This is a genomic window from Halanaerobium sp. (assembly GCF_003070835.1).
In genome coordinates, this window is the sequence record NZ_QBLR01000055.1 from 1 (window position 1) to 17,948 (window position 17,948).

19 protein-coding genes are annotated in these 17,948 nt (G+C 38.7%); 17 read left to right on the plus strand and 2 right to left on the minus strand.

Going from position 1 to position 17,948, the window contains the following annotated elements; all coding sequences use genetic code 11:
* Positions 1 to 51 precede the first annotated feature (51 nt).
* The 3 genes from alaS to CI949_RS07795 all read left to right on the plus strand — a co-directional run bounded on the left by alaS (position 52) and on the right by CI949_RS07795 (position 4,512).
* Positions 52 to 2,688 carry an alanine--tRNA ligase gene (gene alaS, locus CI949_RS07785; RefSeq protein WP_290764879.1) on the plus strand — a complete coding sequence of 879 codons (2,637 nt, stop codon included), beginning with the start codon at positions 52 to 54 and terminating at the stop codon, positions 2,686 to 2,688.
* 120 nt (positions 2,689 to 2,808) lie between these two features.
* Entirely contained in the window at positions 2,809 to 3,069 is a 261-nt protein-coding gene (locus CI949_RS07790) for an IreB family regulatory phosphoprotein (protein WP_076543661.1), read from the plus strand.
* A gap of 168 nt (positions 3,070 to 3,237) precedes the next feature.
* Entirely contained in the window at positions 3,238 to 4,512 is a 1,275-nt protein-coding gene (locus tag CI949_RS07795) for a Gfo/Idh/MocA family protein (RefSeq protein WP_133529965.1), read from the plus strand.
* A gap of 33 nt (positions 4,513 to 4,545) precedes the next feature.
* Here the strand turns inward: CI949_RS07795 and CI949_RS07800 are convergent, their stop codons facing one another.
* Positions 4,546 to 5,379: an AraC family transcriptional regulator gene (locus tag CI949_RS07800; RefSeq protein WP_133529966.1), complete on the minus strand. Its 834-nt coding sequence runs from the start codon at positions 5,377 to 5,379 to the stop codon at positions 4,546 to 4,548.
* Positions 5,380 to 5,502: 123 nt separating this feature from the next.
* On the opposite strand from CI949_RS07800, the gene ruvX reads away from it, so the two are divergent.
* The 7 genes from ruvX to CI949_RS07835 all read left to right on the plus strand — a co-directional run bounded on the left by ruvX (position 5,503) and on the right by CI949_RS07835 (position 10,347).
* Complete coding sequence (gene ruvX, locus CI949_RS07805; RefSeq protein ID WP_133529967.1) at positions 5,503 to 5,910, plus strand: Holliday junction resolvase RuvX; 408 nt, start codon at positions 5,503 to 5,505, stop codon at positions 5,908 to 5,910.
* A gap of 98 nt (positions 5,911 to 6,008) precedes the next feature.
* Positions 6,009 to 6,275: a DUF1292 domain-containing protein gene (locus CI949_RS07810; RefSeq protein WP_133529968.1), complete on the plus strand. Its 267-nt coding sequence runs from the start codon at positions 6,009 to 6,011 to the stop codon at positions 6,273 to 6,275.
* 20 nt (positions 6,276 to 6,295) lie between these two features.
* Positions 6,296 to 7,315, plus strand: coding sequence for an endolytic transglycosylase MltG (gene mltG / locus CI949_RS07815; protein ID WP_166637116.1), 1,020 nt, complete (start codon positions 6,296 to 6,298; stop codon positions 7,313 to 7,315).
* A 3-nt stretch (positions 7,316 to 7,318) separates the two neighbouring features.
* Positions 7,319 to 7,963 (plus strand): O-methyltransferase, encoded by a 645-nt coding sequence (locus tag CI949_RS07820; protein ID WP_133529969.1) that lies wholly within the window; start codon positions 7,319 to 7,321, stop codon positions 7,961 to 7,963.
* Positions 7,956 to 9,185 (plus strand): U32 family peptidase, encoded by a 1,230-nt coding sequence (locus CI949_RS07825; protein ID WP_133529970.1) that lies wholly within the window; start codon positions 7,956 to 7,958, stop codon positions 9,183 to 9,185. The genes CI949_RS07820 and CI949_RS07825 overlap by 8 nt, the downstream gene beginning before the upstream one ends.
* A 1-nt stretch (position 9,186) precedes the next feature.
* Positions 9,187 to 9,408 carry a DUF4911 domain-containing protein gene (locus CI949_RS07830; protein WP_133529971.1) on the plus strand — a complete coding sequence of 74 codons (222 nt, stop codon included), beginning with the start codon at positions 9,187 to 9,189 and terminating at the stop codon, positions 9,406 to 9,408.
* A gap of 249 nt (positions 9,409 to 9,657) precedes the next feature.
* Positions 9,658 to 10,347 (plus strand): cell wall hydrolase, encoded by a 690-nt coding sequence (locus tag CI949_RS07835; protein WP_133529972.1) that lies wholly within the window; start codon positions 9,658 to 9,660, stop codon positions 10,345 to 10,347.
* 88 nt (positions 10,348 to 10,435) lie between these two features.
* Here CI949_RS07835 and CI949_RS07840 read toward each other — a convergent pair whose 3' ends face one another.
* Positions 10,436 to 10,690: an AbrB/MazE/SpoVT family DNA-binding domain-containing protein gene (locus CI949_RS07840; protein WP_133529973.1), complete on the minus strand. Its 255-nt coding sequence runs from the start codon at positions 10,688 to 10,690 to the stop codon at positions 10,436 to 10,438.
* A gap of 202 nt (positions 10,691 to 10,892) precedes the next feature.
* Between CI949_RS07840 and CI949_RS07845 the strand changes: the two genes are divergently transcribed.
* The 7 genes from CI949_RS07845 to CI949_RS07875 all read left to right on the plus strand — a co-directional run bounded on the left by CI949_RS07845 (position 10,893) and on the right by CI949_RS07875 (position 17,857).
* Positions 10,893 to 11,330 carry a Fur family transcriptional regulator gene (locus CI949_RS07845; RefSeq protein ID WP_133529974.1) on the plus strand — a complete coding sequence of 146 codons (438 nt, stop codon included), beginning with the start codon at positions 10,893 to 10,895 and terminating at the stop codon, positions 11,328 to 11,330.
* A gap of 72 nt (positions 11,331 to 11,402) precedes the next feature.
* Entirely contained in the window at positions 11,403 to 12,095 is a 693-nt protein-coding gene (locus CI949_RS07850) for a Crp/Fnr family transcriptional regulator (RefSeq protein ID WP_133529975.1), read from the plus strand.
* Between the two features lie 121 nt (positions 12,096 to 12,216).
* The gene (locus tag CI949_RS07855) at positions 12,217 to 13,110 is read left to right on the plus strand and encodes a shikimate dehydrogenase (RefSeq protein ID WP_290764894.1); all 894 of its coding nucleotides are present in this window, start codon (positions 12,217 to 12,219) and stop codon (positions 13,108 to 13,110) included.
* Positions 13,111 to 13,308: 198 nt separating this feature from the next.
* Entirely contained in the window at positions 13,309 to 14,985 is a 1,677-nt protein-coding gene (locus tag CI949_RS07860; RefSeq protein WP_290764896.1) for a GspE/PulE family protein, read from the plus strand.
* A 29-nt stretch (positions 14,986 to 15,014) separates the two neighbouring features.
* Positions 15,015 to 16,085, plus strand: a complete 1,071-nt coding sequence (locus CI949_RS07865) for a type IV pilus twitching motility protein PilT (RefSeq protein ID WP_290764899.1) — start codon at positions 15,015 to 15,017, stop codon at positions 16,083 to 16,085.
* Between the two features lie 14 nt (positions 16,086 to 16,099).
* On the plus strand, positions 16,100 to 17,311 hold the full coding sequence (gene gspF / locus CI949_RS07870; protein WP_133529979.1) for a type II secretion system inner membrane protein GspF: 1,212 nt from the start codon (positions 16,100 to 16,102) through the stop codon (positions 17,309 to 17,311).
* Between the two features lie 78 nt (positions 17,312 to 17,389).
* A complete protein-coding gene (locus CI949_RS07875; protein ID WP_290764903.1) occupies positions 17,390 to 17,857 on the plus strand; it encodes a type IV pilin protein in 468 nt (155 codons plus the stop codon).
* Positions 17,858 to 17,948 lie beyond the last annotated feature (91 nt).

A 17,948-nucleotide genomic window follows, 5' to 3' on the forward strand; every position in this document is an offset into this window, starting at 1 on the left:
CGTGGAGATTAATATCTGAGAGAAATAAATAAATTTGAAAGGAAGGTTTAAATGATTAAAAGTGGAGATGAAATAAGACAGGCTTATCTTGATTTTTTTGAATCTAAGGGTCACTTAATTATGGACAGTGCACCGCTGATTCCAAAAAATGACCCGAGTCTGTTGTGGATAAATGCCGGGATGGCTCCCTTTAAGCCTTATTTTGACGGCAGTCTTGAGCCGCCTAAAAGCCGTATTGCCACCAGTCAGAAGTGTATCCGTACAAATGATATAGAAAATGTAGGTAAAACAGCACGCCACCACACCTACTTTGAGATGCTCGGAAACTTTTCTTTTGGCGATTATTTTAAAGAAGAGGCAATCAGCTGGGCCTGGGAGTTTGTGACCGATGTTCTAAAGCTGGACCAGGATAAGCTCTGGATTACAATTTATAAGGAAGACGAAGAAGCCTTTAAAATCTGGCATGATCAGGTTGGTCTGCCGGAAGAAAGAATTGTTCGGATGGGTAAAAAAGAAAATTTCTGGCAGATTGGAACCGGACCCTGTGGTCCCTGCTCAGAGATTCACTATGACCGCGGTGTAGAAGCGGGAGACAGTGAAGAAGATGTATTAGGTGGTGAGGGTGACAGATATTTAGAAATCTGGAATCTGGTATTTACCCAGTATAATTATACCGAAGCTGGCGAATACAAAGAACTGCCCAATAAAAATATAGATACCGGAATGGGACTTGAAAGAGTAGCTTCCATTCTGCAGGAGACTGAAACCAACTTTGAAACAGATTTAATTAAACCGATTATCGATCAGGTAGTAGAAATGACAGAAATTCCCTATCAAAAAGATGAGGAAAGTGTAACCGCCTATCGAGTAATTGCTGACCATATTCGCTCAGCCTCTGTTGCTATTTCTGATGGAGCTCTGCCTTCCAATGAAGGACGCGGCTATGTAATCCGCCGTCTGATTAGAAGAGCAGCTCGTTATGGCCGCAAACTTGGATTTAAGGAACCATTTTTATATAAACTGGTAGAAAAAACCGCTGAGATTGTTAAAGGTGTTGCCCCAGATCTTAAAAAACAGCTGGCCCATGTTAAAAATGTGCTCAAATCTGAGGAAGAAAGTTTCTTAAAAACCTTAGAACAGGGTTTAAATATTTTAGAAGAGATGCTGGCTGAGCTTGAGGCAGAAAATAAAGAAGTGCTGGCAGGTAAAGATGCCTTCCGCCTTTATGATACCTATGGTTTTCCACTTGATTTGACCGAAGATATTGCAGCTGAGGCTGGAATTAAGGTTGATCAAGAAGGTTTTGAAGCGGAAATGGCTGCTCAGCGCAAAAGAGCCAGAGAAGCCAGAGAAGAGACTTCTTTCAGCAGTGGAGAAGTAGAAAAATTATACGCAGAATTTAAAGCTCAGATTGAAGAAGATAACTTTACCGGCTACCACTCACTTAAAGAAAAGACTGAGGTTGTTGGTTTGCTTAAAGACAAACAAAAGGTGGAAAAGCTTAATGCAGGAGACAGTGGAGAGATTATTCTTGCTAAAACTCCATTTTACGCAGAGAGTGGAGGCCAGCTTGGAGATCAGGGTGTAATTAAAACAGATGATTTTGAGGCTGAAGTTAGAGATACAGTCAAAAAAGCTGAAGTTTTTGTGCATCAGGTAGAAGTCAAATCAGGAGCAGTAGAAAGCGGGACTCAGGTAGAAGCAGTTGTCTACCACAACCGTCGACAGGCAACAGCCCGCCACCACTCAGCAACTCATCTGCTTCATAAAGCTTTAAAAGAAGTACTGGGAGAGCATGTAAACCAGTCTGGCTCACTGGTAGCTCCGGACAGACTGCGTTTTGACTTTACTCATTTTTCTGCTCTGACAGCAGATGAGCTGGAAGAGATTGAAAGCAGAGTTAACCAGGCTGTAATGGAAAACTATCCTGTCCAAACCGAAGTTAAGGCTATTGATGAAGCTAAAGAAATGGGAGCAACCGCTCTCTTTGGTGAAAAATACGGAGAAGAAGTTAGAGTTGTTAAAATGGGTGACTTTAGTTTAGAACTCTGTGGTGGAACTCATGTTGAGGCCACAGGTGATATTGGAGCCTTTAAAATTGTTTCCGAAAGTGGAATTGCAGCCGGAGTCAGAAGAATTGAAGCAGTAACTGGCGAATATGCTCTGGATTACTTTAATTCTAAACTGGAGCTTTTAAATCAGGCAGCTTCAGAATTGAAAACTGAGCCGGATAATCTTTTACAGCGGGTAAGACAGCTGCAGAAAGAACAGAAAAATCTGGAAAAAGAACTTGAAAACTTAAAGCAGAAACTTGCCGGTTCTAAAAAAGATGAACTGATCGACCAGCTGCAGCAGATTGAAGGTATAAATGTCCTGACAGCAGAGCTCGACGGCCTCGATAATTCAGCCTTAAGAAATTTAAATGATCAGCTGAAAGATAAAGTTGATTCGGCTGTAATTGTGCTGGCCAGTAAGGGAGCCAACAAAGTTATTTTTGTTGCATCTGTGACTGAGGATCTGATTAAAAAAGGATTTAAAGCTGGAGATATTATTTCAAAAGTAGCCAGAACTGCCGGTGGTGGTGGAGGTGGACGTCCTGATATGGCCCAGGCAGGAGGTTCAAAACCAGAAAAGACTGCTGAAGCACTGGCGGAAGTAGAAAAAATTGTTAAAGAAATTGCAGGCTAAGAGGCTTTAAGCTGATGAAAATCTTTTTTATTAGGAAAAAATACTGATAAAAACAAGGAATTTAAAGCTGACTACAGAAATAATAATATAAGGCAAATTTAAATACGGGATGTGATATATATGGCCGCAGAAGATTTTAACGATAAAACGATGCGTTTTAAGATTAATAAAGAAGAGTTAAGTGAAGCAGCATTTGTTCTGGGAAAGGTGTCTAAGGCCCTGGAGGAAAAAGGATATAATCCTATCAATCAAATTGTCGGATATTTGCTTTCTGGAGATCCTGCTTATATAACAAGTTATAAAGACGCCCGGACAATGATTAGAACTATCGATCGTGACGAAATAATAGAAGAATTACTGCGCAGTTATTTAAATAACTAGCAGGTGATGATTTTAAGGCAGCTGAAATTTTTCAGCTGTCTATTTTTTTAGTTTAAGATATCAAAAAATGTAGAACATTAACTAAGGAAAACAATAAATGTCTTGTTATTAGTCTTTTTTTTATATAAGATTTGCTTAGAACAATTAATTACAATAGGAGGAATAATAATGAGATATGCAGTGATTGGAACTGGTTCCCGTTCAGCAATGTATTATGAAGCCTTAGTTGAAAATGAAAAAATAGCAGCAGAAAATGAACTTGTTGCTCTGCTTGACTTAAATCAGACCAGAATGAATTATGTTAACGAAAAATTAGGTCTGGAGCTGCCAACCTATAAACCCCATCAGTTTGATGAGATGCTGGCAGCAGAAAATATTGAAGGAATTGTTGTTACTACCAAGGATTCCCACCACCATGAATATATTATTAAAGGTTTAAAAAATGAGCTAAAAGTGATTACCGAAAAGCCGATGACCACCAATGAAGCTAAAAATCAAGAAATATTAGAGGCCATGGAAGAAACAGGCAATGACCTGACTGTGACTTTTAATTACCGCTATTCTCCTTATCGCTCTAAAGTAAAGGAATTGCTGCAGGAAGGAGTTATTGGTGAGGTGACAATGGTCGAATTTCACTGGTATCTAGATACAACTCACGGTGCTGATTATTACCGCCGCTGGCACGGAGAAAAAAGAAACTCCGGCTCTCTATGGGTACATAAAGCAACCCACCACTTTGATTTAGTTAACTGGTGGCTGGATTCTGCTCCCGAAGAAGTTTTTGCCTTTGGCGAAAAAAGATTTTATAAACCAGAAACATTCCAGTATAGAATGAGATGTAAGGACTGTGATGTTAAAGATGAATGTAATTTTGAGCTTGATATGAGTTCTTCTGATAAACTTTCTGCTCTCTATCTGGAGGCAGAAGATGAAGACGGTTACTTTAGAGATCGCTGCGTATTCTCTCCAGAAATTAATATCTGGGATACCAGAGCTCTAACTGTCAGATATCAGAATAAAGCACTTTTAAGTTATTCACTCAATAACTATGCTCCTTATGAAGGTTATAAAGTTGCTTTTATCGGAACCAAGGGTAGAATTGAGCAGGATGTAGTCGAAGCTTCTTATATCAGCGGTCATGATGGTGAGCTGGAAAGACAGACTCCGGATAATAATATCCGCCTGGAAGTCTTCCCGCTCTTTAAAGAATCTTATACCATTGATGTTGAAGTTGAAGAAGGAGGCCACGGTGGAGGAGATAAGCGTCTTTTAGAAGATATCTTCCTGGAAAATCCAGAAGCTGATCCGCTCGGCCGCAAAGCTGGTGGCTATGATGGTGCCATGTCAATTTTAACCGGTATTGCAGCCAGACGCTCAATCGAAAAAGAACAGCCAATCAAGATTAAGAATCTGGTTAAATTCCCAGCCAACTTCGGCAGCTAAATAATATTTCTCAAAGACCTCTGGTTAAAATCATCAGAGGTCTTTTACTTTTCTGTATTCAAGTGGTGATAAATCGGTAATTTCCTTAAAAATCCTGCCGAAATGAGTAATATTATTAAATCCTACCTCAGTTGCAATTTCTGTAACCGAAAGCTCACTCTGCAGCAGCAGTTTACTTGCTTCTTTAACTCTTACATTATTTTTATATTCCACAAAATTAAAACCTGTGACCTCTTTAAATACGCGGCTTAAATAGGCAGGGCTGTAGTTAAATTTCTCGGCCAAAGAGCTTAGAGATAATTTATTTTCGTAATTCTGGCTGATATAAGCGGCAATTTTTGAGATGTTTTCATGTTTTTGATCCGGATATTTAAGGTTTTGAGAGGCAGATTCTGCGGAAATCCTCTTGATCAAAATTAATATTTCAGCAATAATTAATTTTACAGCCAGTGAATTTTCAGGATTATTTTTCTTTTTAGATTCCGCAGTTAACTTAAAGAGCTCTTCTTCCAACCAGAGCTGTTGTTCTGGGTTGAGGCTCAAAACATTTTCTTTTTTTTCAAAAACATCAAAAAGTTCAGCTGACTTCATTTCAGCTGCCAGAGAAGAAAAAAGCTGCTCATCAAACTGAATTAAAATTCTTTCGTGTTCAGGGTTTTTGCTGTCGATTGTGCTTGTTTTATGGAGGATATTTTTATTGATTAAGACTAAATCTCCTTTTTTAACGTGGTAGCTGCGCTGGTTGATAAAGTAATTGCGCTCACCTTTTAAAAGATAATAAATCTCAAAAAGATTGTGGTAATGCCTCTGGTCCATATTAAAAGGTTCAGAATTTCTTTTGACCTGGGTAATAACTGGTTGGTTCATTATTTACCTCCAGAATTTAAAATTAAATTGACAAAATCACTTAACTTTAGCTTAAAAATTTGCTTATTTACTAAAATGATTATATAATATTTTATTGAAGAAAGAAAATTGGAGGCAAAAGAGTTGAGAATTTTAGGTCTGGATTACGGCAACAAAAGAGTAGGAGTAGCAGTCAGTGATTCTCTGGGGTGGACAGCTCAGCCGCTGGCAACACTTAAGATGCACGGGCACCAGGAGCTACTTTTGGAAATTAATCAATACATAGATAAATATGAAATAGAAAAAATAGTGGTCGGAATGCCCTACAACATGGATGGTTCAGTCGGTAAAAGAGCGGAAATTACTCAGGCTTTTATTAATTTTTTAGAAAATAATCTTGAGCTTCCAATAATCATTCAGGATGAGCGTCTGACAACAAGTCAGGCTAAAAATATTCTGTTGGAAGCTGATGTCAGCAGAGAAGGCAGAAAAAAGGTAATTGACAAGATGGCAGCTGCTTTAATTCTGCAGTCCTATCTTGATCAGCAGTAAACTTATTGTACCTTTATTGTACCTGGTTCAAATCAAACGATTTGAACCAGGTACAGGAGAAATGATTCACAAACCATAAAACGAAAGGGGTAATTATAATGAGTGATGGAAAGTTTTGGATTGATGAAGACGAAAAGGAACTGGTTTTATCAGATGGCACAGGTGAGAGCCGCTTTATTATAGAAGATGATCTGGTGATTGATGGAGTAAAATATTTAATTATTGTTGATGCCAGAGCCGGTGAAGACGCTGATGCCACAGTTGTTAAGATTTTAAATGAGGGTGAAGAAGAAATCATCATCCCTGTTGAAGAAAAAGAAGAATTCGAAAAAGTTCAGGCAGCTTACATAGAGGATATGGAGTAATAAATTATGGGAGGAAGAATTTGAAGTTGAAAAGAACAGCCCTGGTATTTTTGATTTTTATCATAGTACTCAGCTTTTCGCTGAGGGCCTATTCTTTAATGGAGCCAATAAATGAGGTTGATCCAAGTGAGATTAAAGTCCAGATTGAAAAAGGGATGACCGGGCGGGCTATTGCAGAAAAACTGGAAGCAGAGGGTGTAATTAAATCCTCTACTATTTTTTATTTACTGCTCCGCTTTAAAGGGATTAACAACCTCCAGGCTGGCTATTACAGCTTTTCAACTTCAGATACACCTCTGGAAATAATTGATAAGCTGCAGCGGGGAGAAGAAGAAAGATTTAAAGTTACTATCCCTGAGGGCTTTACTCTGGCAGAGATTTTAGATAGATTTGCTGCCCTTGAGAGGCCTCAGTATGAGAGAGAACTTTTGGCTGCAGAGATCAATAAACAGGCTGCAGAACTGGAGTTGGAGACTTCTCTGGAGGATTCTCCTTTAAGTATAGATCAGCTCTATCTGGCGGAAGGGATAATTATTCCCAACACCTATAATTTCCCGATGAGTTATCAGGAAAGTGATATTGCAGAAGATTTAATATCTTACTTTAAAGAAGAAAGACTGCCTCTGATTAGAGAAGCAGCTGAGTCAGCAGATTATTCTGCTTATGAACTTTTAATAATTGCTTCTCTAATTGAAGAAGAAGGAAAACTGGCAGCTGAAAATAAAATTATTGCCTCAGTAATTTATAACCGCCTGGAGCAGGGAATGCCGCTGCAGTTAGATGCTACAGTTCAGTATGCACTGCCTGAGAGAACTTCCAGGGTATTATACAGAGATTTAGAAATAGACTCTCCCTATAATACCTATCAAATAGAAAAACTGCCGCCAACACCAATTGCAAGTCCCGGTAATCAGGCTCTAAAAGCAGCAATTAATCCGGCTGAAAGTGATTATTTATTCTATTTTGCCCGGGGGGACGGCAGCCATATCTTTACAGAAAGCTATGACGAGCATCTGCAGAAACAGAGGGAGTTAAATTAGATTATGAAACTTACCGATATCAACAGCAAATTCTCAAAAAATAAATATATTGAAGCAGAATTTGCTGAGCTTGAAAAAGAATGCAAAAAAATGCACATTCCAATTATCGACCGCGATGCAGCTGATCTGCTCAAACTGCAGCTTAAACTAAAAAATCCGCAGCAAATTTTAGAAATCGGAACAGCTTACGGGTTTTCAACTCTGCTGCTGGCAAAATACAGTGCAGAGCAGTCTGAGATAACAGCGGTCGAAGTAGATCCAGAGCGGGCACTCAAGGCCAAAGAAAATTTTACTCAGTTTAATTTTCAGGAGAAAATAGATTTAAAAGTCGGAGATGCCTTTGATGTCCTGCTCTATTTAAAAAAGGATTATGATTTTATTTTTCTTGATGCTGCCAAAGGGCAGTATTTTTATCTTTTTGAATATTTAATGGAGCTTTTGGCACCGGGCGGAATTTTAATCTCTGATAATGTATTATATAAAGGAAAGGTTCTAGAGGCTGGAGAAACGAGACATAAAATCAGAACAATGGTCAATAATTTAAAAAAATACTTAAAATTAATTATGAACCACCCGGAACTTGATTCAACAATTGTCACTGCAGGTGATGGGATGGCGATTAGCAGGAGGAAGGATATAAATGAATAAAGTCGAATTACTGGCACCGGCAGGCAGTCTGGAGAAATTAAAAACTGCCATTTTGTTTGGTGCTGATGCTGTATATTGTGGAGGTTTAAACTTTGGCCTGCGGGCTGGAGCTGATAATTTTACTGTTGAGGAGCTTGAAGAAGGAATAGAATTTGCTCACCAGCGGGATAAAAAGGTCTACATGACCCTGAATATGATCCCGCACAATCAGGAACTGGCTCAACTTCCAGAATATATAGAAGAAATAAAAAAACTGAAGCTCGATGCTCTAATTATTTCTGACCCCGGTGTCTTTGCTGCGGTCAGAAGAGAAATGCCGGAGATGGAGATTCACATCAGCACCCAGGCCAACAATGTCAACTGGGCTTCTGCCCTATTCTGGGCTGAACAGGGTGCCGAAAGAATTATTCTGGCCAGAGAACTCAGCCGGGATGAAATTAAAGAAATTGCAGCCAAAACTGAGGGAAAAGTTGAGCTGGAATACTTTGTCCACGGAGCAATGTGTATTTCTTATTCCGGCCGCTGTCTTTTGAGCAACTATTTTGTTGGTCGGGATGCAAATAAGGGAGACTGTGCTCAGTCCTGCCGCTGGAAATATCACCTGGTCGAAGAAAAGAGACCGGGCGAATATTATCCGATTGAGGAAAATGACCAGGGAACCTTTATTATGAATTCCAGAGATTTAAATCTGGCAGAAGAGGTTCCGGAGTTGATAGAGCTGGGGCTCAGCAGTCTAAAAATAGAGGGCAGGATGAAGAGTGTTCACTATGCAGCCACTGTTGTAAATACCTACAGACAGCTAATTGACCGGTATTATGAGGATCCAGATAATTATGAAGCTGACCCGGAGCTTTTAGCAGAGCTCAGAAAAATAAGCCACCGCGATTACACCAAAGGTTTTTATTACGGTAAACCGGGAGCTGAAGGTCAGCGCTATGAGAGCTCCTCCTATTTAAGGACTTACGATTTTATGGGAGTTGTTAAAGACTATGATTCTGAAAATAAGGAAGCTTTGGTAGAGGTCAGAAATAAGATATTTAAAGGAGACGAGCTGGAGCTGATAGTGCCCGGTCAGAAGACTTTTACAGTCACTGCAGATTATTTACTTGACGAAGAGGGAGCAGAAATCGAAGCAGCTCCTCACCCAAAACAGCTGATTAAAATACCACTCGCCGCAGAAGTGCCGGCCGGTTCTTTACTCCGCCGCCAGAAGGAGAATTAAAATGAAGGATACTTTAAAACTAAGATACGAGGTTGACCCTAAAGAAATTAATTATATAGATATGATAATTAAGGCTTATGAGGGAGTTGGAACAGTCAATGTTGATCACGATAACCCCGGTGAGATCTGGATTGATGTAACAGAAGGAACCAAAAATGAAGTTAAGGAAATAATGGCTGATCTGGGAGAAAAATTTAAAGTTGAATTAATTTCTGAAGAATAAAATCTACTACTTTTAAAAGTTCAATGCCTCCACTACAGGACTCAAGCTGATTATTTAAATAAAGCAGAATCTGCTTGAAAAAATGTAAAATAAGAACATTTGACATTCGGTCAGTAATTGTTTATTATTAAGGTGATAACCAAATATAATTATTAATAAGTTTATAAGAAATGTTGGATTGGAAGTCAAAAAAGGAGGAAGATTGTATTATACATTTAACTACTAGTGTACAACAGGGAGGTAATAATGATGCTGAGTAGAAGTAGAGTTTTAATCTCGGTGATGTTACTCCTCATAATGGTTACTTTTGTTAATCTCGAGGAAGCAGAGGCTCTGGAGTTGACAGAATTTGGAAGTAGAGCAATGCGCAGAGGCGACGAAGGCATAGATGTAGCAGTATTACAGCAAAAATTAAAACAGATGAGTTTTTATAGTGGAAATATAGATGGAATTTATGGAGGCGGCACAGTCGAGGCCGTTAAAAAGTTTCAGCAGCAGAATGGACTACAGGTCGATGGTGTTTTTGGTGAGACATCTTTTAAGGTGCTGCCTGATCTAAAAGCAGAATTAAATTATAACATATCCAGAGATGATATCATACTTCTCGCCAGAATTATTCACGGAGAGGCCAGAGGAGAAGACTTTAGAGGTAAGGTTGCAGTTGGTTCAGTTATTCTAAATAGAATTGCCAGTAACCAGTTTCCAGATACAATTAGGGATGTGATCTTACAGAAGGGACAGTTCAGCAGTTTGATGGATGGACAGGCTAACTATTATCCCGGAGAAGAAGAACTGCAGGCTGCGAGAGCAGCACTGCTAGGATATGATCCGGCTCTGGGTTCGATTTATTTCTATAATCCTGATATAGCAACAAATACTGCCTGGATTTCCCGCCGTAATTTTGTAACCAGAATTGGCGGCCATGTATTCTTAAGGTAAAAAAATAATATAAAAACAAAAAAATAGCACCGGAGTGGTGCTATTTTTTTAGAGATTAATATCCAATTTTTGTTATTTGGGTAAAATATTATTTTTCTTTTTGCAGGTCTTTCATATTCTCCATACACTCGCCACAGATTGTTCTACCTTTATATTCGATAGTGTCATCTGCACTGCCACAGAATATACAGGCTGGCTCATATTTTTTCAAAATAATTTTTTCTTCGTCAACAAAGATCTCCATTGGGTCTTTTTTATTGATATTCATAGTTTTTCTGAGCTCGATTGGAATTACCATTCTACCCAAATCATCAATTTTACGGACGATACCAGTAGATTTCATGTTAATTCTCCTTTCTTAACAAATTTCGACAAATTATTCTTATTTATTACATTATACAATTATTCAGACCCATAGTCAATACCCAAATGTTATTTTTTTAAGTAAAAAATGGATATTTAAGCGAAAAAATTCAAAAAAATTATTAATATCTCTGCAGATTTATGATAAAATAGAAACAGTCATTTAAAATGAGGTGTTGCAAATGGAAAAGTTAAAAGAAAAGTTTAAAAGAAAGTTAGCAGAAAATAATTATAAATTGACCAGACAGAGAGAAATTATTTTAGAAACAATTTTAGAGAAAGAAAACTGGCACTTTACTGCCGAGGAACTTTTTTCTGCCGTTAGAGAAAAGGATAAAGATATTGGGATGGCAACAATCTACAGAACTTTAGAACTGCTGCAGAATCTGGATATTGTCCATGTGCTTGACTTTAATGATGATTCCCGCAAATATGAAATTTACCTGGAAGAAGCCCATCACCATCATTTAATCTGTAGGGGCTGTGGTAAGTTGATTGAATTTAGTGACCAGGATATAGATTATTTCGAAACAGAGCTGGAAGAAAAATATGATTTCCATATTACAGAACACAAACTTAGATTTTATGGTTACTGTAAGGAATGTAAGCAAAGAAATTAATTAAGAATAAAGGAATTTTTTCGTTAATAGAGAATACTATAATTATAGGAACGAAGAGAGGTAGGTTGAGCTATGGAAGAAACTAAAAAGTGTTTAAAAGATCTAATTGTATTTCAGAATCTTGACCCGGAAGAACTGGAACTGCTGTGCGAAAATTCTTATGCTAAATTTTACGAAAAAGGTGAGGTTATCTTTTTCGAAAATGACAGTGTAAAAAAACTATATTTGCTGGTTAATGGTAAGGTTAAATTATCGATGCTTTCAGCCGAGGGTAAGGAAAAGGTGCTGACAATTCTCCAGGAAGGGGATATTTTTGGCGAACTTTCCCTTTTTGATGAGGATCCCCATCCACTGACAGCGGAAGTAATGGATGACGCCCGGCTTTTAATTATTCCCTGGAATGAAATGGAGAAGATGATTATTGACCGGCCCTCACTGGCTATTAAAATTATCGAAGCCCTTTCTAAAAAAACAAGACTTTTAACCAGTCAGGTTAGAGAATTGGTCTTTCAGGATGCTGCCGGCAGACTGGCCAGCCTCTTATCCCGTCTGGCAGAAGATTTCGGCCGTGAAATTGAGGAGGGCACAGTGATTGATCTGGTTTTAACCCACCAGGAGATTGCCAACTTAATTGGTTCCTCACGGGTAACAGTTACCAAACTGATCAATAAGTTTATCGATGACGGCATGATTACAATCAAAAAACGAAAAATTATTATCAAAGATTTCGAATCACTGGGAGAAAGACTGCAGACAATTTTTTAAGATTAAACTGGAGTTAAATAACCCGGTGTCTAATACATATAAGACACGCTGGTATATTTCTCCAGCGTGTTTTCGTTTAACTGGAGATTTAATTTAAATTTTAGCTTTTAGGAGGCAGAAGATGAGTATTTTTATACCCGATAGTGAAACAAAATTATATGGACTGCTCGGTAAAACACTGAGCCATTCGATTTCCCCCTCCCTGCACAATAATGGTTTTAGGGATCTGGGGATTAATGCAATTTATTTGATGCTGGAGACTAAAGAACAAGACCTGGGAGAATATATTGGCTCCCTGAAAAATTTAGGTTTTGCCGGCTGGAATGTTACAATTCCCCACAAAGAGAGTATAATCCCTTATTTAAACGGCTTTTCTTCTTTGGCCAGAGCTGCTGGAGCGGTAAATACTGTTTTAAATAGAAGGGGCAGGCTGACCGGCTATAATACTGATGTAATTGGTTTTCAGCGCCAGGTTGAGGAAACCGGATTTAAGGTAAAAGAGAAAAGGGCGGTTGTGATTGGAGCCGGAGGAGCTGCCAGAGCAGTTATTGCAGCTATGGTTCAGCTGGATCTGGCAGATATTACAATTATCAATAGAACAGTAGAAAATGCGGCAGAACTGGCAAAACTTTTTAAAGAAGAAAATTCTAAGCAAAACTTTGATTTCTGCAGTTTGGAAGAGCAGGAATATGCAGATGTGCTAAAAGCGGCCGATCTGGTAGTTGATACAACTCCGGTTGGGATGTATAGTAATGATATTAAAAATATAGTAATTAATCCTGATTACCTGCATGAGGAGCAGCTGGTGATTGATTTAGTTTATAACCCGTTGAAAACTAAAATTTTAAAGGAAGCGGAAAAAAGAGGAGCTCAGATTGGCAATGGGCTGCCGACTTTAATCTATCAGGCAGAAGCTTCTTTTAAACTCTGGACACAGGAGATGCCGCCAAAGAAAAAGTGGTATCAGATTGCCGAAAAAGCAGTCAGAGAGATTGAAGCAAAAAAAGAGGATTAATAGCTGCAGTTTTAAATTTTAGCAATTTTTTGCTTTTAAGATTTATTTTGAAAAAAGATTAAAAATAAATTAAAATTTTGCAGGAAATATCCATCTAACGTAGAATTTTAAGTAATAAGAGTTATTTAACTTAAAATTCGACAAAATAGAACAAAATTTGCTGATAGAGTAATAATTACTGTAATTAAGGAGAAAATTATGAGGACTAAAAGCAAAAAGAAAATTGGTGATCTTTTATTAGAATTTGGCTATGTTACAGAAGAGGAACTGCGTTCGGCCATTAAGGAACAGGAGGAGATGAACGAGAGACTGGGAGAGGTCTTAAAAAAATTAGGTTATGTGACAGAAGAAGAGCTGATCGAAGTTTTGGAATATCAGCTGGGAATTCCCAAAGTTAACCTTTCTAATTATTTATTAAATGCCCATCTTTCTCAATTTGTTTCTGAAAACTTAGCCCGACGTCACAATGCAGTCCCCTTTGAAATAGAGGAAGATATTTTAAAAGTGGCGATGGAAGACCCTACTGATTTAGTAGCGATTGAAAATATAGAGATTAACTCCGGGATGAAGGTTGAAGTTGCAATTGCAACCCATTCGGAAATTATAAATGCAATTAACCAGGTTTATTCCCTGGTAGATACTGATACATCTGAGATTTTTGAAAGCCTGGACCAGTACGGAATGAATGATGAGCCTGAGCTTGACCAGTTGCGGCAGATGGTGGAAGATGCGCCGATTGTCCGCCTGACCAACCTGATTATTACCCAGGCCATCCAGACCAAGGCCAGTGATATCCATATCGAGCCGCTTAAAGGTAGTGTTAGAGTCCGCTACCGGGTGGATGGGGTCTTACACGAAGAACTTACTATTCCCAAACATTCACAGGCTGCTCTGATTTCCCGCTTAAAAATTATTGCAGATCTCGATATCACAAAGCGGAGAATACCTCAGGATGGTAGAATCCAGATGAGTTTTAAGGGAATGCAGATTGATATGCGGGTCTCGACACTGCCCACAATTTATGGAGAAAAGGTGGTTATCAGACTTTTAAACCGTGATGACAGCCTCTTAAATATTAATAAGCTCGGCTTTAGTGAAGAAAATAAGGAAAGATTTAACAGACTGATCAAAAAACCTTATGGAATCCTTTTAGCAACCGGTCCTACCGGTAGTGGCAAATCAACCACTTTATTTGCAGCTTTAAATGAGATCAAATCTCCGACTAAAAATATTGTAACCATTGAGGACCCGGTGGAATACCAGTTAAATGGAATCAACCAGGTTCACGCCAATAAACAGGTCGGTCTGACTTTTGCGAATACTCTGCGATCTATTTTAAGACAGGATCCGGATATAGTAATGGTTGGTGAGATTAGAGATGAGGAGACTGCAGAAATTGCTATCAGAGCTGCTCTGACCGGTCACCTGGTTTTAAGTACTTTACACACCAATGACGCAGTCAGTGCAATCACGAGGCTGATGGATATGGGGATTCCCGGTTACCTTGTTGCTTCAACTGTGATCGGAGTTATCGCCCAGCGGCTTGTCAGAAGGTTATGTAATGGCTGTAAAGAGTCTTATCCGCCGGGGGCAGAAGAGAGGAAGTTTTTAAATAATAACAACGCGGAAGTACTCTACCGTCCTTCGGGAGAAAAATGCGAGAGTTGTACAGATGGTTATAAGGGTAGAATTGCTATCCACGAAATTCTGGAGATAGATACTAAACTGGAAGAAATGATTGCCGAAGGAGTTAATGAACCGGAACTTAAACGCTATGCCAGAGAAAATGGAATGAAGGGACTTTTAGAAGACGGCAAGGACAAACTCCGCCAGGGTGTTACAAGCTACAAAGAACTGGTGAGTGTTATTCATTAAAAATTTGATTGAGAATGGAGGTTTTGCCTGTGGATGTTATTGAACTGATGAAGGAGATTTCTGATAATCCAGCAATTTCTGATCTACATTTAACTGCCAAGAAAAAACCAATTATCCGCTACAATGGAGAGCTGCAGGTTCGTGATGATTTTCCTGCTCCTTTAGAACTGGACCAGTTAGATGCTATTGCCAGAGATTTGATGAATGAGGAGCAGTGGGATATTTTTCAAAAAGACGGTGAGGTTGACTTTTCCTACAGTCTTCCGGGTTACTGCCGTTTTCGGGTTAATGCCTACCATCAGCGGGGTTCAATAAGTATCGCTTTAAGAATTATCCCGGATGAGATTCCAACAATTGAGGGCTTAGGTTTACCTGATGTTTTAAAAAGGCTTTCCATGCAGCGCAATGGACTTGTGCTCTGTACCGGACCAACCGGTAGTGGTAAGTCAACAACTTTAGCTTCGATGATCAATGTGGTTAATGAGAACAGGCACTCCCATATTATTACTTTAGAAGATCCAATTGAGTACCTGCACTCTCACAAAAAGTGTATAGTCCATCAGCGGGAAATTGGTTCAGATACCAACAGTTTTGCCAACGGCTTACGGGCTTCCTTAAGACAGGACCCGGATGTCATCCTTGTAGGTGAGATGAGAGATTTAGAAACTATTTCTATTGCCCTTGAGGCTTCAGAGACAGGGCACCTGGTATTTGCAACTCTGCATACCAATGATGCACCGAGTACAGTCGAGAGAATTATTGATGTTTTTCCGGCTCACCAGCAGCAGCAGGTTAGAATTCAGCTGGCTTCTTCCTTAAATGGAGTTATCTCCCAGCAGCTTCTGCCGCGGGCCGATGGCAGTTCCCGGGTGGCAGCCTTAGAGATTTTAATCGCTACAGCCGCTGTCAAAAATATTATTCGGGAAGGAAAAACTCATCAGATTGTATCTGCCATGCAGACCGGTGCTAAATATGGAATGGTCGTAATGGATAATTATCTGGTTGATTTATACCAGAAGGGATTAATTGAATACGAAGAGGCTCTAAGAAGATCAAATGATCCTGATTATATCAAGAAAAAAATTAGCGGCAGGGCCTAAGGAGGTCGAGTAAGATGGCAGCACAGTTTGAATACACAGCTAAAAATAAAGGTGGAGAAACTGTAAAAGGAACCATTGAGGCTGAAGATAAATCCACTATTGCCAGCCAGCTCAGATCTCAGGGCTTTTATGTAACTGAAATTAAAGAAAAGAAGGCTTCCCGTGATGTGGGAGAAATTTTTAATCTTAAAAAGAGGGTTAAATTAAAGGACCTTGCAATTTTCAGTCAGCAGTTTGCTGCGATGATTGATGCCGGAATTTCTCTAGTTGATGCTCTTGATATACTGGCCAAACAGACAGAGCATTCTCATTTAAAAGAAGTGATCCGCAAAGTTCAGGAAGATGTGGAAACTGGTATTTCTCTGGCAGATGCCTTTGCCAAACACCCAAAGGTATTTCCAGAATTATATATACAGTTAGTGAGAGCTGGTGAAAGTGGTGGTGTGCTGGATACTATTTTAAATAAGCTGGCAGATCACTTTGACCGTCAGGATGAACTGAACAGTATGGTTAAGTCGGCGATGTATTATCCTCTTGTTATTTTACTTGTTGGAATCGCAGTTGTTATTTTCTTAGTCTTACAGGTTGTTCCTCAGTTTGTTGGTATGTTTGCTGATTTTGGTACAGAATTGCCGCTGGCAACCAGAATGCTTTTGGGCTTAAGTACTTTTATGCAGGCTTACTGGTGGATGCTGCTGCTGGCAGCCTTACTTGCTGTATTTTTGATTTCACGCTACAGCAAGACTCCAAAGGGAAAGGAGAGGATGGATCGGCTGATTTTAAAATTACCCGTTTTAGGTCCGATGATGAGGAAGGTTTATGTTTCTCGTTTTTCCAGTACGCTGGCTATTCTGCTTGATAGTGGAGTCGATTTACTTTCGTCTTTAACAATAGTTGAGGATGTAGTGGGCAATAAGGTTTTTTCTGATATATTAACAGATGCAAGGATTAAAGTAAGGGAGGGGAGTACTCTTTCTGAACCACTTAAAGAAAGTGGAGAATATCCACCGATGCTGGTGCATATGTTGAGCGTAGGTGAGGAGACTGGAGCAGTAGGAGATATGCTGAATAAGGTATCGAGGTTTTATGACAGACAGGTTGAGGCAGCAGTTGACGGAGCAATTTCTCTGATTGAGCCGGTAATGATTGTGCTCTTAGCCGTAATGGTTGGATTTGTAGCAATTTCAATTGTTACTCCAATGTTCGATATGTTTCAGCAGTTTTAATTGATAATCTTTATCGACAGATTATCATAAATATGGTATAATTAGTTAAAGTTTTAAAAATTGAAAGGAGAGAGTAAAATGCAAAAAATTAGAAATTTATTCAAACACGAGGAAGGTTTTACTTTAATCGAGTTGTTAGTTGTTATCGCTGTTTTAGGTATTCTAGCTGCTATTGCTATTCCAAGATTGGGTGGGGTTACAGATAAGGCAAAAATGACCGAAGCCGTTAGTGCAATGGGATCTATCAAAACAGCATTGGAAATGAATGCTGTTGAAAAAAATGGATATCCAGGTGATGGTGATAATTCAACTGGAGAGTTTGGAAATTATACTGGCGAGACTTTTCCAAATGTAATTGATCAATATTTAGATAATTATGATACTGCTGATAATACTTGGGGAGATTGGACAGTAACTTATACTCATGATGCTGATGAAGAATTTACAATTACTATGGAGAAAACTGAAGGAGATAAAACATTAACTGTTCAAATGATTAGGTCTGGTGGAAGTTATAGTGATGCTACTACTTCAATAAGTGGTTAATTAATATAAAACTTTATTTAAAAAAATAGGTGGATTTTTGATGACATATTATTATTTTATTGTTTTCAATGATTAATTATATTTTCAAAAT